The sequence below is a fragment of the Paenibacillus sp. FSL K6-0108 genome (genome assembly GCF_045040695.1).
Lineage (GTDB): Bacteria > Bacillota > Bacilli > Paenibacillales > Paenibacillaceae > Paenibacillus > Paenibacillus pabuli_B.
In genome coordinates this window covers 947,875-970,027 of the sequence record NZ_CP150288.1, presented here as the reverse complement: position 1 = coordinate 970,027, position 22,153 = coordinate 947,875, and the positions used below count along the sequence as shown (strand labels likewise).

Here is a 22,153-nt window from a genome sequence, read left to right as displayed (position 1 = left end):
GTTAGAAATAGCCCTCCCGTTTGCGTCGTTCCATGCTTCCCGCCGCTTCTTGATCGATAACCCGACTGGTCCGTTCGGAAGATAACGCACCCAATGTCTCCTCAATGATCTCATCCAGCGTAACGGCATCGGACTCAACTCCGCCCGTGAGCGGGTAACAACCCAACGTGCGGAAGCGAATCTTCTTCATCTCTATCTTCTCGCCAGGCTCAAGCTTCAACCGCTCGTCATCCACCATGATGATATGCCCGTCACGATTAACGATCGGTCTTACATCCGCGGAGTACAGCGGAACGATATCGATGTTCTCCCGACGAATGTATTGCCAGATATCCTTCTCAGTCCAGTTGGACAGCGGAAAGACTCGAATGCTCTCTCCCTTGTTGATTCGCGTGTTGAACAGCTTCCACATTTCCGGACGTTGGTTCTTCGGGTCCCACGAGTGGTTCTTGTTCCGGAACGAGAAAATCCGCTCCTTCGCACGCGACTTCTCCTCATCACGTCTTCCGCCACCGAATGCAACCGTGAATCCGTATTTGTCCAATCCCTGCTTCAGGGCTGTGGTTTTCATAATGTCGGTATATGCGGAACCATGGTCGAAGGGGTTGATTCCTTGTTGAATAGCCTCTTCATTAGAGTGCACAATCATCTCGATACCAAATTCCTTCGCCTTTCGGTCGCGGAACTCAATCATTTCCTTAAATTTCCAGGTTGTATCGATATGCATGAATGGGAATGGCGGCTTCTCGGGGTAGAAAGCCTTTAGGGCCAAGTGCAGCATGACCGAGCTGTCCTTGCCGATGGAATACAACATGACCGGTTTCTCGCACTCCGCTGCTACTTCTCTGATAATGTATATCGCTTCAGCCTCAAGTTGATCCAGATGTGTTAGTTCTTGCATGGCAAGGCGGCCTCCTTTTAATCCTCACTAAAACCATCGTATTTATTAACTTATCCTATCAGATTCCATCTTTATTGCAAAGTGGAAAAAGTAAAATTTATGATGTCTATGTATTGGATCATCGATATTCAGCATTGAGTAGCGGCTCCCTCCTAAATAAAATCGCCTAAACGAATGATTTTTGCTGAGCTGCAAATGGAATCGGATGGTTAACGATCTAAATTACAATCATGATCGAGGGTCATGGAATTTCGAAAAAGCTGCTGCCTGTAAAGTACAGACAGCAGCTTTAATGAATTGCCTAGTTTTTTCAAAAGTCTCCTTTACAATCACTTACATGTTCCAGATGCGGGATAGAATCACCGCTGCTTCAGCGCGGGTCAATGGTTCGCCTGGCGCAATTTTTCCATCTTTGCCGTTGACAATTCCGCTTCCTACGAGGGAAGTTACACTATCCACCGCGTAAGTTGAAATGCTTGCAGCGTCGGAATAAGGAGCCAGATTCCCGCTTCCGGCAGATGGCTTACCAGCTGCTTTAAGGGCTTTCGCCGTAAGAACCATCATATCTTGACGGGAAATGCTGCTGCTTGGTTTGAATGTGTTGTCTTCAAATCCAGAGGCAATCCCCAGTTCTTTGGCAATAGCCACGGCCTGTGCATAGTATGCGGTTGGCTCGACATCGCTGAACGCTGCCGTGTTCGTGTCCTGGCCCTTCAATTCAAGTGCTCTCACAAGCAAGGTAATAAAGTCGGCTCTCGTGATGGAAGCTGCAGGAGCGAAGCTGTCATCAGAGATTCCTTTAATAATATCGCGTGATGCCATCGCTTCGACTGCTTGTTTAGCCCACAGTACGTTTTGCACATCGGCAAAAGACTTGGTTACGTAAGCTACAGCATAGGTGCTGAAATGAGTTGTTTTAAACACCATCGAGCCAGATTTAACATCATAGCGTCCGCTTGGCACGGCTGCTGCCTGTCCTTGTTTGTCAATGTAAAGAATGACGATTTGATGTGCATTGGCAAGCTCCTGTGCAGCAGGGGTGTACGGAACAGATACCGTTACAGGTGCCGCTGGATTGCTCCAGGCAACGAGACGGTCACCAGCTTTTACACTTAGATCGATCACCGGACGACTGCCCACAATAGCGCGAACATCTGCGCTCAGGCGATCTGCCGAGACTTTGTTAATCTGAATAGAGACTTGATCGGCTTGCTCCGTAATATTAGAAAGCATGTTGGACGGAATTTGAAGTGTTGCATGGTCCGTCTTAAGCACAAACTCAACATTATTATTGCTTTGCAGGCTCGAAGTCGGCAGCTGCACCACATAGGATTGGGCATTGGATTGCTTCGGCACTTCGATGGTAACCTGCTTCTTGCCATTTGCACCTGGAGAAGCATTTTCAATGGCCTTATTCAGGCTCTCGCTCGAAATGGTTGCTGTCGCTGTTCCATTTTCGACTTTAACTACTGGCACAATTGCCGAGTCGCTGCCTGGAAGCTGTGGTTGAGGTTGAGGTTGAGGTTGCGGAGTAGTCCCGGAGTTCGATCCTCCACTGCTGCCACCATTATTCCCTCCGCTGTTGTTGCCTCCACCGTTGTTACCGCCACCGTTATTGCCACCAGAAGAAGGTTTGCCCGTGAGCGTCAATTCACCGAATACGGAAGTATCCTGGTAACCTTGACCGGATGGATCATTCCATGCGTTCACGCTGATTCTGTTGCCATCTTTGGCATCATTGATCTGCGCATCAAAGCCGACTTTGGCATTGTTCGCAGGCTTAACTTTTTTGAACGGGATCTTCATTTCAACCGTGTAGTTGGTACCGGAAACAGAGACTTTGGATTCAAAGCCTGCAGCGATTTCCGCAGGATTAAAGGAAGCCATGTTCTCGAAGTTCACTCTGTATTGTCCATCGTCGTCTTGGAAGTTAGCCGTTTTGCCGTTATTTTCATCGACGAATACTTCGACGGAATCCTGCTCCCATACATTTGGATTCGACTTGTTCAGTTGATCGTCTCTGACTTGAACGAGCACATAGAGATTGTCGTCATCCCACAGTACTCTTGCCGTTCCTGTCGCACCGGACCACGCCATTTGCTTCGTATCCAGTTTCAATTCAGGAGCTATGCTCCATATGCTGTCTACAGAACCATCAATAGCTGGTGTCCCATAGTGCGCGGTTGATTTCTTGTAATCAAGCTCTTCAGGAGGGTTTTCCGCCATGTACTTCCCAGGATCAACGACCCCGTAGAATGCCTCTTTAGCTTGAAAATTTTTGTCAAACAAGGTTGGATTCTGCTCGGCTCTCCAGCTGGTGCCATCATTTAATCCCCAGAAGGTGACACGCGGAATATGCTCGCTGTTCTTCTTATAGAGATCCATCAATTGGGCATACAGAAAGGCCTGCTGTTTTGCTTCTTTTTCAGTCATTGAAGAATTGGTGCCTGCCATAATGTCCAACTCAGTGACACTCACTTCTACTCCCAAGGAAATGAAACGTTCGAGCGACATCTTGACATTGTCCAATCTCGTGCCCAAATTGTAGTGGGCTTGCATGCCAATGCCATCAATCAATTTCTCGCCAGGGTGATTGGCGGCGTACTTCTCATTGATCTCTTTCACCATGCTGTAGATGGCTGTAGATTTATTCTGGTTGTCATCGTTGTAGTCATTGTAATAAAGCTTGATATCCCAGCCGTTTTCATCAATTACTTCTTTGGCTGCAAGGAATGCCTGCTCAAGAAAATCAGGGCCGATGGCCTGTAACCAGCCTGAATTACGCAATGCATTTTTCCAGTTTTCCGGATTAGCCGGGTTATCGTTCATGGCTTCGTTGACAACGTCCCAGGAAATGACTTGGTCACCAAAGTGTTCAACGACCGTTTTAACATGTGTTCTCAGGTTCGTCAGAGCTTCTTCACGGCTCAATGGTTTACCGCTCTCTGCCGTATGAAGCCAGGTAGGTGACTGCGCATGCCATACGAGCACGTGACCGTGCAAATCAAGGCCTGCATCCTTTACTCTTTGGACAAGAGCATCTTCTGCGGTGAAATCAAATTGTCTGTTCGCGTTGTATGCATAATCCGGCTTCATATCATTCTCAAACGTGACAACATTGTGATGCTTCGTCAGCAGCTTGAGCCGGGTCTCGTCAAAGGTCGCCGGATTAACAATGTTACCGATCAGGAAATCATCCTCGTAAATATCTTTGAGGTTAGGAAGATTTTCTTGGATCGGAGGTGCGGCAGCTACAGGTCCCACATATTTTAGAGCAAAGTCATCCAAGAAAAAGGTACGGTTGCCGCCGTCATTGTTTGCTGTTTCAATGTAAGCATTAAGTACGCTTGGAGTAGTGGTGAGCGTATACTTACCCGTTAAGTGTACCCATTCCTGATCGGTAACGGTTGCATTTGGTGAAACGTTCGCAAAGCCGCTGTCAGCATATTGAACACTAATTCGAAGGGTTGTAGGCGCTTCGCCAGGTGCCATTTTCACCCAAGCAGACAGCTCATATTCGTGATTCTTTGCCATTTTGCCATCAGCATTAACCAAGGCTGCATCATATTGTGTCGTAGTTGTCACAAGCAAGCTTTGCTTGCCGCCAGATGTATGATTATCGTCTTGGGAAAGAGCTACCGTTTCACGGCCGTTCCGTGCTTTGAATCCATCCAGGCCATTCTCAAAATCAGCAGCGATGCCTGTTTTATCTACAATCTCTGGTGTGGTTTGATCAGGGGTTACATCGGTGATCATGACTTCATCAATGTATATATCCGAGGTTAACGTATTGTCCGATGGTTCAACGTAGATGATGACCTCATTCGTTCTAGAAGGAACTTCATAGCCTTTGGTTTCAAATAGCGTCCATTCGGAAGCGGTTACAAGTTTGTTGCCTATAAGCCATGGATACTTCTCCGCTAAGATTTCAGAGTCTATCTTGGAAGCCAGATGGAACTGGCCTTCACCTGAACTGAGTTTAACCTTGAGGGAAATATCATACTTACGGTCGGATTTCATCTTGCCTGTAAGTACGAGGGCAGGGACGGCTTTCTCATCGGCCCGGTTAAAGAACTTCAGAGATTTCGTGCCTTCGGAGGCTACGTCGTTAACGACCGCAGTGTCCCCATTCGATCCCCAACCCAGTTTGCCCCATCCACCGGTATTCCCGTCTTCAAAACTTTGGTTAAGGACTACCGTGGATTCGACAGGTGCTGCTGTCTGGGTGATCGTGATATCCCCGATATAAAATTGGACTGTTTTCCCGGCATCATTCGATTTAATCCGCAGAGCTGTATTTTCCACACTGTTAACGGAGAGATTGGCGGATAGCGTAATGCCTTGTCCTGCTTTAAAGTCAGCAGAGCTAATTCCAGTGTATGCCTCAGATCCATCAACGCCCTTATTGCTTACAATTTCCAGAACGGCTTTCACGTCTACAGGTGGGTTAGCATCAGTATCAACATAAACGGAAGCGGTTACAGAATACTCTTTGCCAACTGACAAACCAAGGTCATCAAAAGCGAGGTCCACGCCATCCCAGTTATTAGATCGATTACTAACATGTAGAGCCGCTCCATCATCATTGCCTTCAAACGGCTTGCCTGTTACAGCGTCCAGCTGGGCACCGCCTGATTGAGTTGCCTTGCCTTGACCATTCTGGAATGTTTCCTGATACACAATTTGTGAATTAGTTGCCACTAGATCTGCAGCATTAACTGTCGGAGCTATCAAGCCGCCCGGAAGAAGCAGAGCCGCTGCGAGTAACCCGGAAACGACCTGCTTAAATGATTTCCTCATTCGAAGCATTCCCCCCACACCAAATTTTTCGTCAACCATATAAAGCGCTTACATATTTTGCAGTAGCCAGCCTCCTTTCACCCAGATAATACCACTTCATGGAAGAGAAATCTTACTCCAAATTAAAGGGGAATCTTAGTTTTTTTCATATATATGCAAAGTGTGATACGGGGACGGATAAGCTCTTCGTTCCTCTGATCAGGCCGCGGCAGATTGATTCGAGAATCTATATAAGTTGAACGTTGTTCATTACTAGAAACGAAATTGTTATTGTTATTGTTATGTTCAAATATCATGATAAATCTCTATCAAATACATAAAAACCACATTTAATTAGCACCACTTGGCGCTATTGAACAGGTGTCAGGTATACGGCGTTTCCGTGAATTCGATGCTTGTTAAACCGGTAGAAGTAAAGGATAATACCATTAATATACAGACAATCACTTTTGAGGATTAAGGGGGAACATACAATGCAGGAATTTATATTTAAGAAGGATTATAAAAACAATGAAGTCCTTCGAAAGAGTTTCTTCGAACTTGCTGCTAACACTTTTGATATAAAATTTGAAAATTGGTACCAACAAGGGTTTTGGGGAGAACGATACATACCTTTTTCATTAGTAGATGGAGACCAGGTTATTGCGAACGCTTCTGTTAACATCCTTGAGCTCATCATTCACGGGGAGAAGAAAAAAGCGATTCAAATCGGCACGGTGATGACACATCCCGATTATCGAGGAAAAGGACTATCCACTCGTTTAATGAACAAGATTTTAGAGGAATACGACAACAAGTACGATCTCATGTACCTTTTTGCCAATGAATCGGTGCTTGATTTTTACCCCAAGTTTGGTTTTAAACCGGTGGAAGAACATCTTTTTTCAATGGATTATACGGCAAAAAAATCACCCGAGCCTGCGAACCTTCGGAAACTCGATGTTACTAACGCGGAGGATTTACGCCTTATCCTTAAATTTGCATCCGAAAGGCTGCCTGTTTCGCAACATTTCGGAACCGCCCAGACTCAAGGCATACTCATGTTTTACTGCCTGAATGTGTTCAGTAACGATATTTATCACTTGGAAAATGAAAACGCCATCATGATTTATCAGAGGGAAGACAATAATATTAACCTCTTCGATGTTATTTGTTTAAACGAAATCCATATGACAGATATTTTACATCAGATTGCAGATGAGAATACGGAGAAAATAACCTTCCATTTCACACCAGATGCAGCAGAACATCTCGTTCTAAAAAGTACCCTCACCAATGACGGTTTATTTGTAAGAACCCCTGGTGATCATCTCTACCCTGTGCAAGTTAAACATCCGATTACTTCGATCGCTTAATGACTTATGTAATAATGCCCACCTCTAGCTAAAAGATCAAAGAGGAGCAGGATTTCCCTGCTCCTTCGCTATGTGAAACTTCTTTCTCTCATCAAACGTAAATTCACAAGGTATAATGAAGTCAGATGACCGTTCAGCATGATCTTATGACCATCATAATGAAGGAGGGGACATTCGTGGCTTTTATCCCGTTAAACTGTCCCAATTGCAACGGAAGAATTGAATACAAAGAGGGTGAGATATTAAAGTGTCCCTATTGTGAAACAGAGCTTTTATTGAAGCAAAATCATGTCTATTACGTGGACCAGACCATTAATCACTACCACGGAACGCCCCCAAAAACAGCACCGAAGCTGAACGTCTCTGCAAGGCTGGTGCTGATATTGATGCTGCTCTTAACCGGCGCCATCGGTACATATTTTTATTACAGCGTCAGCTCCACTCATCCCCAAGCAGAAGCCAATCTGCCTGTGCGGAAGATGCCTGAGAGCGAGGTTCTGCTCTCCTTTTTGCGAGATATCTTCGATAAAGGGTCTGCCTTGCCGACAGAGGAGGAATTGGCTCGCCTTCGCTATTTAACCGTAGAGCATTCGGAGAATGATCAATGGAAGTTTACATATAGCCTCTCCGACCCCTTCAGCGACGAACAGGCCGAGAAGATCACGTATGTTACTCAGGACAAGAAACTGAATACTCAGGAGATCGATCAGCGAGATTTTGAAGCTTTTAAGGGACTGACGGCTTTGGACCTGACGAATACCTATGAAATCTCCCAGTCGAACCAAACCACGTTTGCTCATATGTCCGGATTAAAAAGTTATGGTGGCGCTTTTAACGAATCTTTCAGCACGTTTTCGGACTTCTTTGGTGACAAGTCCAAAGTTACGGAGCTTTCCACCCAGCTTCGCAGCAATCAGGAATTGGCCCTACTGCTGGAATTTCCTAATCTGAGCTCTTTATCCATTACCTATGTGGATGAGTCTGTAACGGATTTCTTTCTGTTGAATAAACTGCCGCTCAAGTCCCTGTCGCTCACCTTTGTCGATGAACTCGGATGGTTGTCGTCCATGACCGGGCTGACCTCCCTGTCCATCAATTACAGTGAAGCCACAGATCTGCAGCCGCTGTACGCCTTAACTCAGCTTCAAGAGCTCCGGCTTTCTTATTTAACCAACGTAAAGTCCATCGACTTTGTGCAAAATATGCCTGCTCTACAAACGTTAGATATTGAAAATGTAAACTTCTCCAGTCTGGAGCGTCTGACCGACAAGACTTCCATCACGAAACTACGCCTGGCTTCTTTAAGCAAGCTCAGCTCGGTCAAACCCATCAACAGCCTCTCCTCGCTGCGAGATTTAGCGCTGTCCGGTTATTACGAGAATGCAGAAGTGCTGACACTGCCTAAAGTAGAGCGAGTGGAAATTCCGAGCTCCTTTCTCCCTGGGCTGAAAGCGCCCTCCGCAACCAGCCTGACGCTCCGTGGCGGAAGTGGAGAATTGAATTTGGCGGCGCTGGGGAAATTCCCGAAACTTAAGCAACTCTCCCTCTCGGAGGTCAGTGAAGTAACGGGCCTTGGCGCCCTGGACGGCTTGTCCAGCCTAGAGGCCCTAAGCATTTACGACTCGTCACTATATAAGGAGAGCGATGCTTTATTTCGTTTGAAGCAGGTCAAATCTCTGATGTGCTCCGAGTGCAGGCTGAACTTTGAACAAAAGGTGGCCGCGGAAAACAGCGTGCTTGAACATTTGACCTTAGAGCAGCCATATTTCAGCATAAACAACACCTCGGTCAATGAAGTTGACCAAATGATGCCTTACTTTGCCAAAATGTCCGCTCTGCGTTCCTTCACTCTGCAAGACAGCAATTTGGCTTCTCTCGAATTTATGAGTAACTGGCAGGCCATAGAAGAGCTTCATCTCGAGAACAATGCCATTTCCAATATCGAGACCCTAAGCCAGCTGCCTAATCTGCAAAAGGTATATCTAACCGGTAATTCCGTACAAAACAAATCCGTGCTTGGTTCGGGTGTGCACGTATATTGATTATCTCGTGGGATGATGGGGATTTTTAGACTACTATAATTAATGAAGTAAAGAGGAGCAGATGCTCCTCTTTACTGTTTTTCTCTGTCAGGCCCTCATTCTCCTTCTCCTCGTCCCTTTACTTTTTATTCGGATCAGAGCGCTTCGGATTGACCGCGCCAAAGATATGATACGGTGTTATCCCCTTTGCAAATAGGCTATCGATCAGCTTGACCAATTCTTCTGACGATAGATCTTTGTCGTTGCGTATCCAAAGACGAAACATAGATATTAATGTTGAAATGTAAAACTCGATGATGTATGGTGCCAAGGCATCATCCGTTGGAAAATCCACAATCAATCGCTCAAAGGGAATTTCTCTTTTCAAGCGTTCCACAAAATGAACAGAACCATAGTCGCCCAAGAGGGCTTTCAGAACTGAAATGTCCTCTGCATTTTCCAAGCATTGAAGTGCATCCTGGAACGTATGTGTAGAAAACTCTCTGCCTGCCATTTCCTCGTTAATGGATTTCAAAACACGCTCTTCAACGCAGTCCAACAACTCATAGATATCTGTAAAGTATTGATAAAATGTACTGCGATTATATCCTGATTGGTTAGCAATCTCTTGAATAGATATTTTTTCGATGGGTTTTTGGCTATATAAATCGCAGAATACATTTATAAATGTCTGCCTTGTTTTGTCCGTAATTTCAGGTTGCTTTTTCATTATTTGCCTCCGTTTGCTGTTCGATCAATTATACGACAGATATTAAAAATCTGATGGTTGATGACCGTATAGTGAATCAATACAATAACATTATACAACACGTTGTTGGATCATCAACAAGGATTAAAATATTTTTTTCAGGAGGTAATATGAGAATTTTATTCTTTGGTAGAGGTGTCATATCGACCCAGTATGCGTGGGCTTTTGAAAAGGCAGGGCATACCGTTGAGTTTTACGTTAGAAAAGGGAGAAAAGAAACCTTCGGAAGTCATATAGCGCTTGAAATGTGGGACGCACGAAGAGGGAAACAGTTAATCCAAGAAAGCTGGAAAGTCAAGCTGCATGAGGAGATAAGTCCAAATTACGATCTCATTATTGCGAGTGTCAACACGGAGCAACTTCCCAAAGCAGCACAACTACTATCGACTACCGCTGGTAACACCCCGATCCTAATATTCAATAATATTTGGCAAGATTTAAAATCATCGATCTTGCCCTTGTCTATGAACAATGTTGTCTTTGGGTTCCCAGGAGCAGGAGGCGGCATTGAGGACAATAAGCTTAGGGGCGGCTTTTTAAAAACGATATTTCTGGAAAAACCACGGGTAGGCACGGAACAGATAAACAACAAGGTCAAAGGACTATTTGAAAGCGCCCATTTTAAAATCAATTGGATAAAGGATATGCAAAGCTGGCTATGGAATCACTTTGCCATGAATGCGGCGATGGAGACCGAGGTGTTAAAACGGGGAAGTTTCCCAGCAGTCTTGAATCATAGTGACTCATTCCCAAATGTCGGTGAGAGTATGCGGGAAATGACCCCTGTACTTAAAGCAAGAGGCGCAAAGATGGACGCGATTACTTTACTGTTGACCAAGATTCCACCAGCACTTCTCGGCACGCTTTTTAACAAGGTTATTTTTGCAAAGGGCAGCTTACCGAGACTTTTCATCGAATACAACAATAGTAAAGCAGGTTTTGCGGTACTTGAAGTTGTGAGAGAAGCAAAAAAGTTAGGCATACCTTTACCACGTCTTACTGTGGCATTAGAAAACACTGAACAACACAAAGCTATTGAAAGTTGAAAAAATCGACAACTTGATATTGTTCAGACCGACATCAACTCTACTAATGATTATATAAAACGATTCTCCCTCCGACGAACGGAAGCCTCATCTTACGCTGCGCTGAATTAATTACTGTGATTATAACAAATATAGCCCGAACTTTAGAAGCTTCGGGCTAGGTAGCTATTTAAACAGGTGCATGTGGCTCCAGAACACTATACCCTCATCAACATCGCCACTGACTCCACATGCTCCGTATGCGGGTAACGATCCTATTATCAGGGGTTCGACTACGTCAACTGGTTCAACCGGCATCGAATTCATGGATCACTAGGGTATTTGACGCCTGTTCAGTATCGCCAAGAAGCCCTTAAAAAAGTGGTCTAATTTGATGTTGACAATCTACTTTTTCACTAGCCACTATGTGGGGGGATAATAAAAGAGCGACTGTTGTCAGCCGCCCCTAATAAAACCTATGGTCAAAAAAAGAAGCGGGACATTACCCGCTCCGTTGCTGTATACGCCAATACATCTCAACTATTAGTTTTTTCTAACCAACTTCGCTCTCCACATGTGTTGAATACTTTTCACAGGCTTTAAGTGCTAGGCGACTACATCTACTTATTATAGTCAAATCGGGGTAAAATACCAGAAAAGTTTTAGATATCGGTTATCCGCTCCGTATAGAGTTTTCCCAAAAATCCCACTGTACGTCAAATACTTCAAAATAGGCATCCTGAATTCTTTAACTTCAATGAATTAGTACCTAAACCCACCATTATTAAAGGAACATATACATTATTATTATAACAAGAGCAGACACCATGAATAAAAAAGGTAGAATCGTTAAAGTTATTCCTGCAATCGCCATTCCTCTTCCTTTAGATGACTTTATTGCACTTAATCCTAGCGGAAAACCCACCAATGAGGAAATACCTGCGATGATAAAAAATGTCAAACCTACTCCACTTGCAGATGTAACCACCTCTGCTACAATTGTTAAGACGACGAAAATGGCAGATATAATCCCCAAAATCATTGAGACAATAGCAGCTCCTAGCCTATTCTTTAGTGGTTTTGGCTTTACTTTATTTACTGTTTTAGTTAAAGCTTGAGTAGACATCAAGTAGTACTCCTTTTTACCTATGTATTTTGTCCTATTAGTAAATAATACCTTTACCCTTTAACTCTTTCAACATCTTTTATAAAGTTTAATTACAATGGATCGACTACACTTAGTTGGACATAAAGATAGGGGCGAAAACAGCACGCCCAGAGCTGCCATTGTAGAGAAATACGACCTCACTGCTTCGGCTCTAGACCGCTGGATCAAGCAATCGAAGGCAACTTGAGCCAAATCCAGTGGTTTCACACCGATCGTGGAAGTGATTTTAAAAACCACACGATGGACGAGCTTCTAGATACGTTTAGTATGGGAAGATCCCTCAGTAAAGAAGGAAGGGCCTAGGATAACGCCGTGGCCGAAGCCACCTACAAGGTTATGAAAACGGAGTTTATTTACCAGATGGAATTTCGAAACCTTCGTCATTTAGAACTGGAATTAAACGACTATGTCAACTGGTTTAATAGCATTGAATTCATGGATCGCTGGGGTATTGGATTCCTGTTCAGTATCGCCAAGAAGCCCTAAAAAAAGTGGTCTGATTTAATGTTGACAATCCATTGGTGAAATTTCCAGGCGGATATAACAAGCCTTAACCTACATAAGAGACAGTATCTTTTTCACTGGGGGTGGGGGTATAGTATAAGAGCGACAGTTGTCAGCCACCCCTAATCAAACCTATGGTCAAAAAAAAAGCGGGACATTACCCGCTCCGTTGCTGTATACGCCAATACACCTCACTATTAGCTTTTTTAACCAACATCGCCACACTCTCCACATGCACCGTATGCGGGAACATATCCACCGGCGTTACCTCAACCGTACGATATCCGCCATCCTCCAATACACGCAGATCACGTGCCAACGTACTCGGATTACAACTCACATACACCACTCGCTCCGGCTTCATTTCCAGAATCGTATCCAGCAAACGTGGATCGCAGCCTTTACGCGGCGGATCGACAACGATGACATCAGCTTCAATACCTTGCTCTTTCCAGCGTGGAATAACATCCTCGGAGGCGCCGACTTCGAACTTGACGTTCTTCATCTCGTTCAACATTGCATTGCTGCGAGCATCTTCGATCGCTTCGGGCACAATCTCCACCCCGTACACCTGATCCGCATGCTGCGCAAGGAAAAGAGAAATCGTACCGATGCCGCAATAGGCATCAATGACAGTCTCTTTACCACTCAGTCCTGCATACTCTACCGTCTTCCCGTACAGCACTTCTGTCTGCACCGGATTCACCTGGTAGAACGAACGTGGAGAGATGGCAAACTGCACATCCCCGATATAATCGTAGATCACATCACGGCCCCACAGGACGCGGGTTTCATCGCCAAAGATGACATTCGTCTGTTTCTTGTTCACATTCTGGCATATACTCGCGACATGCGGGATCGCTTCACGGATACTTCCAATCCATTCGTCCTTGTATGGGATGTCGCGGCCATTGGTGACCAGTACGAGCATCATCTCACCTGTGCGGAACGCCTTTTTCACAACCACATGACGCAGCAGACCGCGGCCTGTCTCTTCGTTGTACGCGCTAATACCGAGATGACTGCCTAGCTCCTTAACCTTGGCGACCACTTCATCGTTATGCTCATGCTGAATGAGGCAGGTGTCCATGTCGATGATCCGATGGCTTCCTTTGGCGTAAAAACCACCCACCAAGCCGCCCTCTACTGCACCGATAGGAACCTGTGCCTTGTTGCGGTAACGCCACGGCTCGTCCATGCCCATTGTCGGTAATACACGAATGCCCTGTTGCTCGGCACCTTCCGCATCCTCCACCAACACATTCAGCTTGCCGATCCGCTGCAAATTATCCACCACCAGCTGGCGTTTCCATGCAAGCTGTCCAGCGTAACTCATATGCTGGATTTGGCATCCGCCGCATTGATCGTAGATCGGGCAAGGCGCGGATACACGATCCGGGCTGGCCTTCACGATCTCCAGCAGTTTGGCGTAGCCGTATTGCTTCTTGGTTTTCATCACTCTTACGCGTACGGTTTCGCCTGGAAGCGCACCCTGCACAAAGAGAGTGTATCCATTGGCACGGCCGACACCTTCACCGTCATGGTTCATGCCGATGATGTCGATGACGGTCTCTTCATTTTTGCTGACAGGAAGTCCTTCGATTGGTGCAGATTCGCGTTCCCGTCCCTTCGGACGAACGGCAGAAAGAGATGCGCCTTGTGGCCGCACCCCTTTCCCTTGCTGACGTGTAGATGGAGGAGATGTTTGACTTGGCTGACGGGACGCTGAAGCGTTCCCTTGCCCCTGAGAGGCAGCCGAATTCCGGCGGTTTTTTCCACGACCGCTGCGGTTCGTATTAGACAACGTACATTCACTTCTTTCTTCATATATGTTCATCCCTTGTGCAAGGGAGATTCCTTTCATTTTCAGGCACCATGAGATTATACGTGATCCCACCGCACACAGCAACAGGAAATCACATTTTCTCCACGATCCATACTACTACGCTTAACGATACAGCATCAGGTGATGACGCAGGTTCTGGAATGTTGCAGGCAATGTGCCACCCAGCTCACCATCCAGGTTCAGCTGAACATATCCCGGCGATGTCACTTCCATATAATCCGTTTGGAAATGAACCACTTTCTTGTCGTTCAGATGTTCACCACGCAGCGCAAGAGTTACGAGGCGAATCATGTCAGCCAGATTACATTTGCGTACACCAATCACATCGAACATGCCATCATCAATGGTTGCACCCGGAGCCAACTTCTCGAAGCCCCCGACGGAGTTCGTATTGGCAATGAGGAACAACATGAATTCATCATGGATTTCTTCCTGACCCGCAGCACGGATAACCAGCTCCTGCGGAGACAGACTCGCCATTTTCTCAATACCCTTCATATAGTAGGCAAGCTGCCCAATCATCGTTTTCAGACGGCTTGGCACCTCATAGGTCAGTTCAGTTAACGAACCCCCGCCCGCAATATTGATAAAATATTTATCATTCGCCTTGCCCAGATCGAGCGGACGAAGCTGCTGGTTAATGACCAGATCCACATAATCTTCCCACTGTCTCGGAATACCGAGCGCACGCGCAAAATCATTCGTCGTTCCCAAAGGAAATACACCCAGCGGTGGACGATTCTCACGCTCGGCCATACCGTTGATGACTTCATACAATGTACCGTCGCCGCCTGCAGCGATAATCATGTCATATCCACGTTCAATCGCCAGCTCCGCTTCCCGGGTTGCATCTCCCTCACCCGTTGTTGCATGTACTGAAGCTTCAATGCCACCTTGATCCAAACGCTGCAGCACATCAGCCAGACGTTTCTTCATTTCTTCCCGGCCTGAGGTCGGATTATATATCAAGCGAGCTTTTTTCATCTCATACGCCACCTATTCCACATTATCCATGAGTCTGTACGACCTCATTTTCTTACACCTGAGCGTGACCACAGTCGGGCATCATTTTACACAATGACTCACGTCCGTTAATCCTGCCCCAACACTTTTCTCTACTAATATATATGCATAAGGAATTCCGTCTCATTCCAAAGCCTTTATGTACTATCATATCATCAAATGTGAAGATGTCCTAGCCTGTGATGCATAAGTAATTTTTTTCATATCTGTTCTATCAAAATTTTACATCTGGATAACAATAACGATAAACACTAAAGAATTAACTAGCTCCAGCACCGGCCACACATTGGCATTTATGCTCTCAGTTTTCTTCCGAACTTGTCTATCCTTTACAAAATAAACCTCTCGCAATGTTCTTGAATCTATTCTTATCGTTTTCCTGTCATTCACAACAACCATCCATCACCATTCTGCCCGCTTGGGCAAGAATTAGTCTTCTACCCTATCAAATCAGGAGGATAACCCTATCCATAAAGGAGATCACCGAATGAAAAAACTCGTTTTATTGCTCATGGTTTCGCTTATGGCCTGTTTTCCCCTTGTCACAGCCGTTGAAGCCGCAGTCTTTCTGTCCATTTGAATACATGCTTTGTGGAGAGAACAGAATAAACTGCCATCCTTTTATAAAAAGTAAAATCCCCTTCAAGTAGATACAGAACTTGGAGGGGATTGTTTTTGCAACTACTTTTAGCTTAGAAGCCAATTTTTCTGCCAGCACGGAGCTGTTTATACCAAAAATATACGGTGCAGCCCACACAGTAACCGAGCAATGCTGCACTTGCAGCAAGGAGGAGCATCGACGAGAAAATGTAACCTGCTACCTGCCAACCAAGGCCAAATGAGACAAGTGCCAGCGTAAGAAACAATACGGCCAGAACATTGTTGAAGCGTTGCAGTTCCACTGCCTGTGTCTCTGTCCCTTTTCCAGTTAACACAGCCTTCGCAATCTGCACAAACAGGTTAAGTTTGCCGCCAGAAGCCAGACCGGCGACCTGGATGATCCATAACACTCCCAGAATTAACGGTTGATTGAACAGAAATGACAGGACAACAAATAGCACAATCCCGATCTGATTCGCTTTGACATAGCGCATAGGCACTTCCCGCATCCGCATATCACCTTATCCCCATTTTATTAGTTGGTTTAATTGTAGTCGGTATGGGAACTTTGAGCAATAGGAAGATGTGTGCAGGATGCTCACTATAGGCCCATTTTCAGAAGAAATTTCACTTTTACGGTTCATCTCATTGGAGATTAGTATATTCTTTTTTGAGCACATCCCAATGCGGTGTTGGTACACCAGTAGCCTTTTTCCAGTCGGTAAATGCATCATTTAACGCCTCGATCTCCCCATAAGAACCCGCAACCAGTTTATAGATCGGAAGCATACTATAAATCTTCAATAGAAGGTAAAACATCCGTTGATGTTTGCGAATCAGTTTGGCCTGAATCTCCGGTATAATCGTTATGCCCATGGCCTCAAGTACGCGAAAGCCCTCATCCATCGCTCCAATCATATGCTGTAGTTGCTTTCTGTTCCCATCCAACTTGATCATCTCGCGCTTTTCATTGAAGCTCACCGCATTAAGCATCAGAATGGGTATAATATGGCTTTTCAGCCAGGCATCGATATCGTCCAGGTAATTCAACTTGTATTTCGTCTTCTCAAAGGCTTGATCCAGTATCGATTTAAAGGTAATCTCGCCATCCAGCCCACCAATCACCATTGGCCCGCCTGCTCCACCAATGGATAACATACGGTCTTTTTGCCGCTGCCCACCGCTGACATGAAAACCAAACGCGATCCTTTTTGCAGCCTTGCTGTTTTTCTCCAAATAAATTTGCATGCTTCGTGCATCTGCGTTGTTGCCGACAATCACAATATTGCTGCTCTGATTGGCCGCCAGAATGGGAAGCACTGATGGAAAATCGTTATATTTCATAACCACGAAAATAAGATCATAGTGATCATTCTCTTCCAACGTTCTTGTTACCCGCACCGGGTCAACGGTCGTTCTAAACTGGAACACATGACGAATGACGATTCCATCTCTCTCCAGTTCCTCTGCCCGCTTTCCTCTAGCCAGAATGGTGACGTCATTTCCCCCACGCACCAGAATCTGCGCCAGCTGACTGCCCAGAATACCTGCACCATATACTAATATGTTCATTAGTTATCCCTCTATTTCAAAATTTTATAGATATTCGTTGCTTTATCAACATTTGTTGATAAAATAAGAGTAACAAAGCATCTGCAGCGCTTCAATCGCTAAAATATCCGTTTTTGTTGAATAATCAACGAATGAACCCATATTGTTGAGAACATCCGAGGAGGAGCCATGGACAGACGAGTTGTCAAGACAAGAAAAGCCATAACCGAGGCCTTGATCGGGCTGTTGAAAGAGCAGGATTTTGAGCAAATTACGATTAATGACATTGCTGATCGGGCCGATGTGAACCGCGGTACCGTCTATTTGCACTACACGGACAAGTTCGATCTGCTGGATCAAAGCATCGAGATGTATTTGCAGCAGCTGGTGGAGAGCTGTATGGTCGAGAGCCCTACCACGCCCATGACTGTCAAGGAGGCATTGCTCCGAACCTTCCGTTACCTGGAGCAGCACGCCCCCGTGTATACCACGCTATTAACCCAAAAAGGCATTCCCGCCTTCCGGAATCGGATGATGACGCTCCTGGTTCAGGGAGTCGAAGAGCAGGTTGATGCATGCGGCATTCACAAAGGTATCAACCGGGAAATCACTGTACAATTTCTGGCCTGTGCCTCCGCAGGCCTGCTGGAATGGTGGATCATGAATTCCATGCCTTATCCAGCCGAGGAGATCGTCGAAGAACTGATGTCTTTGCTGGAGCTTCATCTGATTGTTCCTTCTCAGGTAAAGGGTTAATAAGGAGCTACGGATTGAATGAGTAGAAGATCGTACGTCGCTGCGACGCCTCCCTGTATGCTGAACTTATCCTCGTACTCCTTATACATGTTGGTGAACAATCGCCGCAAGCTGTACCCGGATACCGTTGCTGCTTCTGAAGTGCTGGCTCCCATTCCTTTAACTGTATAAAGAAAATCTCTCGCAGAAGCATACTTTTCCATATGCATCGAACGCTCACAACGGAAACCAGAATATCCGGATTTCTGAAGCATAATCTTCCATTGAACTGGGGATGGAAACGAAAGTCCATGCCGCTGTGGTTCCATCCCGTTAGCTCGATAAACTTCATGGAATGCCTCATGCATCTCACGAAATGTATCAGGCCCGAAGGTCGTAAATATGAGCAAACCTCCGGGGCGCAGCATTCGCCGCAGGTGACCCAGCGTTTCCTGCGGTGAATTTAGCCATTGAAAACAGGCGTTGGAGACGATGATATCCACTGAGGACTCCGGGGCATGTACAGCCCACCTTTCGATATCTGCCTGTAGAAAACGTAAACGATCCATTTTGCAATTTGCAGTACCTGGATGCTCTGCTGATCGGAACCGTTTTGAAGCCACTTTAATCATCTCGGATGCAATATCAAGTGCAGTAATATTGGCATTAGGCCATTCGTTCACCAGAATTTGAGTCAAAGCCCCCGTGCCACAACCGATTTCGAGAATGCTTGGATCACTTAAGAACCTTCTGTTCCTCCACTCCGAGAGAGATCTTGCTAGATAATTAGCCATAGAACGCTGAACATGTGCATGTGCATCATACGAAATGGCGCTCCGATTAAATTGGCGTTGAACCGCACGGCTTCTACCAATGGTCATGCCACCATCTCCTCCATTCATCCGCTATGTGTGCTTCCTTCCCCCAAAAAGGTGCATGCCCGCAGGCGGTTAATGTAATTAACTTGGCATGGGGTAATTGATTCATAAGCTCCAATCCAGCACCATAAGGACATATCTTATCCTCAGTGCCGTGAAAAATAAGAACTGGACAATCTATACTCGGCAGTTGAGACAAACCATTCTCGGTTCGCAACAATTGAAGACCTGCCAGTAATGCTTGGGTTGTCCAGCTACCCGTATGGGGCAGACGTTCAGCAAGGCCTGCCTCCCATTCTTGCTCCGTAAACATCACCTTTCGAAAATTCGTTTCAACTGCATGTCGATCCCTTAAGATCCCTTTGATCATCTGCCTAAGGTATGCATCTGCCAAGCCGCGGTCAAACTCTTCTTTTGGGCGGGTAAAATGAGCCGTTGCACCAAACAAGATAAGCCCATCTGCGTAACCTTTAGCCACTAGTCTGAGCGCCAGTAAACCTCCGAGCGACCAACCTGATAGCAGAAGCGGACCGTGGGCCACTCTCTCCCTGCAAAGTGAACCTTCAATACCTAACATGTCCTTAACTGCTGTTTCAGTTAAGGACAGCATTTCCTCTGGAGAACCCGCAGCACTGTAATCTACAGCAATATGACGATAATGAGGCAATAACATGCGAAGACGGTCAAACACCGCATCTGGCATGCTCCATCCCGTTAGCCATAATATGGTTCCGCTTGTCTGCTGCTTTATTAGTAGCGATGTGTTACCCGAAGCCTTCATGATCCCAGCACCCCTAACTCAAGCCCGATTTTGCAGATCAAGTCGCTGGCATCATTCAGTTCCTTAGGGGTATGGTCGGCTGATAAGGAGAAACGAATTCGCGCAGTGCCCTCAGGAACGGTAGGTGGCCGGATGGCGACCCCGGCAATACCTCCTGCTTCAAGTGCCTCACTGAAACGAAGAGCTCTTTCGTTATCACCGACGACTATTGGAACAATAGGAGAATTCCCGGAGCCAACGTTAAATCCGCCATCACGAAGCGAAGAACGAAATAACCTGCTCGCTGAGTAGAGACGCTCCCTACGCCAATGATCATTTTGCACCAAGGTTAATGCTGTTGAAATACCTGCGACGAGAGAAGGCGGCAATGCCGTTGAATAGATGAGCGGCCTTGCTTTGTTGATGAGAAAGCGGATTAATGTTCGGCTGCCGCAGACATAAGCTCCATATAAACCGAAAGATTTGCTAAATGTCCCCATATGCACATCCACATCATGATGCAGACCAAGCTTATAACAAAGCCCTTCCCCTCGTTTCCCATAGACTCCTCCACTGTGCGCCTCATCCACCATCAGCATTGCCCCGTACTCTTGTTTGAGTGCAACGAGTTCTTCCAAGTGTGCCTGATCCCCATCCATGGAGAAGACAGCATCCGTAACAATCACCTTACGTTGTTTATCCCGATGTTTATTCAAAAAAAACTTCAGATGCTCCATATCATTATGTCGATACCGGGCATGCTCCGCGCGGCTCAGCACAATACCGTCGACGATGCTGGCATGGTTTAATTGATCGCTAAAAACGACATCGCCCCGGCCCACGAGCGCACGAATGACACCGGAGTTAGCCATATAACCATTTGCAAAAACAAGCGCGGCTTCACTATGCTGCCAAGCAGCCAGCGCTTCTTCCAGACGGCCATAATGCTGTCGATTCCCCGTAACGAGACGAGATGCGCCCGAGCCTCCTCCTTCGGTAAGAAGAGCCTCGCGCATCGTATCGATGATAGCGGGATGTTGTGCAAGTCCCAGGTAGTTATTGGAGGCCAGGTTGAGTAGCACTCGATCTCCTCTCCACGTATAACCAGGACCATCTGGGACCGGGGCACTGTCACGCAAGTAACGTTCATTGGAGGCATCAGCCAATAACGCAAGTTCTTTTTCCATCCAGTTCATATTCCGTACCGCCCTTATAGTGCATTTAACTCAATTTCAAAACCCAAATCTTCAATTATTTGATGATCATTCGAGATTTCTTGACCTGCTGTTGTTAAATAATCACCTACAAAGAGTGAATTGGCAGCATACAGTGACAAAGGCTGCAATGTACGGAGGTTGATCTCACGTCCGCCCGCAACACGAATCTCTTTGGATGGACAGATGAACCGAAATAGTGCCAGTACCTTAAGCGCCTTCATCGCCGGTGTGCGTCCTGCTTCTTCCAGAGGGGTCCCCGGTATCGCATTCAGGAAATTAATTGGAATTGAATCCGCATCAAGCTTACGGAGTGCCAAAGCCATCTCGACAATTTCCTGATGACTTTCACCCATACCGATAATGACACCGGAACAGGGAGACATACCATATGCTTTTACCTTTTCCACGGTCTCAATTCGCTGGTCATAGGTATGCGTTGTGGTGATCGACGGATAATTGGCTTTGCTTGTGTTCAGGTTGTGATTGTATCGGTGCACACCTGCCTCAGCCAAACGTTCTGCTTGACCGTCTTTCAAGATTCCCAGACAGGCACAGATTTTAAGCGGCATCGTTTCACGGATTTCCTTAACAGCCTCTACAACTTGATCCAGCTCCTTATTCGTGGGACCTTTACCTGATGCTACAATGCAATAGGTTCCTGCTTTTCTTGCCATAGCTTCATGCGCTCCTGCAAGCAGCGTTTCTTTGTCGAGCAGGCTGTATTTTGGGATGGTTGCCGTTGATACAATGGATTGTGAGCAATAACCGCAGTCTTCCGGACAAAAGCCGCTTTTGGCGTTGATGATCATATTCAGCTTTACTTTTTTGCCGTAAAAATATTGCCTCACTTGAAAAGCCGCTTGCATCAGCGGCAGTACCTCATCGTCGTTTGCTTCAAGCACAGCAAGCCCTTCTTCAATTGTTAAGCATTCGCCATTCAAAGATTTCTTCGCAAGCGACAACCACTCTAGAATACCTGTCATCATTGTGTTCACCTTCA

Annotated in this window: 17 protein-coding genes and 1 pseudogene; 7 read left to right on the top strand and 11 right to left on the bottom strand. The window is 46.0% G+C overall.

Annotation, left to right across the window (positions count from 1 at the left end):
- Nucleotide 1: 1 nt before the first annotated feature.
- Both cysD and MHB49_RS04625 read right to left on the bottom strand, forming a co-directional pair.
- On the bottom strand, nt 2–901 hold the full coding sequence (gene cysD, locus MHB49_RS04630) for a sulfate adenylyltransferase subunit CysD (RefSeq protein ID WP_405155205.1): 900 nt from the start codon (nt 899–901) through the stop codon (nt 2–4).
- Between the two features lie 333 nt (nt 902–1,234).
- Nucleotides 1,235–5,701 (bottom strand): endo-1,4-beta-xylanase, encoded by a 4,467-nt coding sequence (locus tag MHB49_RS04625; protein WP_405155204.1) that lies wholly within the window; start codon nt 5,699–5,701, stop codon nt 1,235–1,237.
- Nucleotides 5,702–6,174: 473 nt separating this feature from the next.
- Here MHB49_RS04625 and MHB49_RS04620 point away from each other — a divergent pair, with 473 nt between their 5' ends.
- The gene (locus MHB49_RS04620; RefSeq protein WP_405155203.1) at nt 6,175–7,056 is read left to right on the top strand and encodes a GNAT family N-acetyltransferase; all 882 of its coding nucleotides are present in this window, start codon (nt 6,175–6,177) and stop codon (nt 7,054–7,056) included.
- Nucleotides 7,057–7,232: 176 nt separating this feature from the next.
- The gene (locus MHB49_RS04615) at nt 7,233–9,098 is read left to right on the top strand and encodes a leucine-rich repeat domain-containing protein (protein WP_405155202.1); all 1,866 of its coding nucleotides are present in this window, start codon (nt 7,233–7,235) and stop codon (nt 9,096–9,098) included.
- Between the two features lie 118 nt (nt 9,099–9,216).
- Here MHB49_RS04615 and MHB49_RS04610 read toward each other — a convergent pair whose 3' ends face one another.
- Nucleotides 9,217–9,807, bottom strand: coding sequence for a TetR/AcrR family transcriptional regulator (locus MHB49_RS04610; RefSeq protein ID WP_405155201.1), 591 nt, complete (start codon nt 9,805–9,807; stop codon nt 9,217–9,219).
- Between the two features lie 149 nt (nt 9,808–9,956).
- On the opposite strand from MHB49_RS04610, the gene MHB49_RS04605 reads away from it, so the two are divergent.
- The 4 genes and pseudogenes from MHB49_RS04605 to MHB49_RS04590 all read left to right on the top strand — a co-directional run bounded on the left by MHB49_RS04605 (nt 9,957) and on the right by MHB49_RS04590 (nt 12,525).
- On the top strand, nt 9,957–10,892 hold the full coding sequence (locus MHB49_RS04605) for a ketopantoate reductase family protein (RefSeq protein WP_405155200.1): 936 nt from the start codon (nt 9,957–9,959) through the stop codon (nt 10,890–10,892).
- Between the two features lie 258 nt (nt 10,893–11,150).
- Nucleotides 11,151–11,261 (top strand): annotated as a pseudogene (locus tag MHB49_RS04600) (IS3 family transposase); the annotation flags it as partial.
- Between the two features lie 437 nt (nt 11,262–11,698).
- Nucleotides 11,699–11,989, top strand: coding sequence for a hypothetical protein (locus tag MHB49_RS04595; protein ID WP_405155199.1), 291 nt, complete (start codon nt 11,699–11,701; stop codon nt 11,987–11,989).
- Nucleotides 11,990–12,351: 362 nt separating this feature from the next.
- The gene (locus tag MHB49_RS04590; RefSeq protein WP_405155198.1) at nt 12,352–12,525 is read left to right on the top strand and encodes an IS3 family transposase; all 174 of its coding nucleotides are present in this window, start codon (nt 12,352–12,354) and stop codon (nt 12,523–12,525) included.
- 175 nt (nt 12,526–12,700) lie between these two features.
- On the opposite strand, the gene rlmD is transcribed toward MHB49_RS04590, so the two are convergent.
- The 4 genes from rlmD to MHB49_RS04570 form a co-directional block, all read right to left on the bottom strand.
- The gene (rlmD, locus tag MHB49_RS04585; RefSeq protein ID WP_405155197.1) at nt 12,701–14,380 is read right to left on the bottom strand and encodes a 23S rRNA (uracil(1939)-C(5))-methyltransferase RlmD; all 1,680 of its coding nucleotides are present in this window, start codon (nt 14,378–14,380) and stop codon (nt 12,701–12,703) included.
- A 111-nt stretch (nt 14,381–14,491) separates the two neighbouring features.
- Complete coding sequence (locus MHB49_RS04580) at nt 14,492–15,373, bottom strand: diacylglycerol kinase (RefSeq protein WP_247900749.1); 882 nt, start codon at nt 15,371–15,373, stop codon at nt 14,492–14,494.
- Between the two features lie 731 nt (nt 15,374–16,104).
- Nucleotides 16,105–16,521, bottom strand: a complete 417-nt coding sequence (locus MHB49_RS04575) for a DUF4395 domain-containing protein (protein ID WP_405155196.1) — start codon at nt 16,519–16,521, stop codon at nt 16,105–16,107.
- 136 nt (nt 16,522–16,657) lie between these two features.
- The gene (locus tag MHB49_RS04570; RefSeq protein ID WP_405155195.1) at nt 16,658–17,584 is read right to left on the bottom strand and encodes a ketopantoate reductase family protein; all 927 of its coding nucleotides are present in this window, start codon (nt 17,582–17,584) and stop codon (nt 16,658–16,660) included.
- A 168-nt stretch (nt 17,585–17,752) separates the two neighbouring features.
- Between MHB49_RS04570 and MHB49_RS04565 the strand changes: the two genes are divergently transcribed.
- Nucleotides 17,753–18,319: a TetR/AcrR family transcriptional regulator gene (locus MHB49_RS04565; RefSeq protein ID WP_247900746.1), complete on the top strand. Its 567-nt coding sequence runs from the start codon at nt 17,753–17,755 to the stop codon at nt 18,317–18,319.
- Here the strand turns inward: MHB49_RS04565 and bioC are convergent.
- The 4 genes from bioC to bioB are packed head-to-tail and all read right to left on the bottom strand — an operon-like array spanning nt 18,316 to nt 22,139.
- Nucleotides 18,316–19,179, bottom strand: a complete 864-nt coding sequence (gene bioC, locus MHB49_RS04560; RefSeq protein ID WP_405155194.1) for a malonyl-ACP O-methyltransferase BioC — start codon at nt 19,177–19,179, stop codon at nt 18,316–18,318. The two genes, MHB49_RS04565 and bioC, sit on opposite strands and share 4 nt — an antisense overlap.
- Nucleotides 19,166–19,957: an alpha/beta fold hydrolase gene (locus tag MHB49_RS04555; protein ID WP_405155193.1), complete on the bottom strand. Its 792-nt coding sequence runs from the start codon at nt 19,955–19,957 to the stop codon at nt 19,166–19,168. Before MHB49_RS04555 ends, bioC begins: the two co-directional genes overlap by 14 nt.
- Nucleotides 19,954–21,132, bottom strand: a complete 1,179-nt coding sequence (bioF, locus tag MHB49_RS04550) for an 8-amino-7-oxononanoate synthase (protein ID WP_405155192.1) — start codon at nt 21,130–21,132, stop codon at nt 19,954–19,956. Before bioF ends, MHB49_RS04555 begins: the two co-directional genes overlap by 4 nt.
- A gap of 14 nt (nt 21,133–21,146) precedes the next feature.
- Entirely contained in the window at nt 21,147–22,139 is a 993-nt protein-coding gene (bioB, locus tag MHB49_RS04545) for a biotin synthase BioB (protein ID WP_405157042.1), read from the bottom strand.
- Nucleotides 22,140–22,153: the final 14 nt, after the last annotated feature.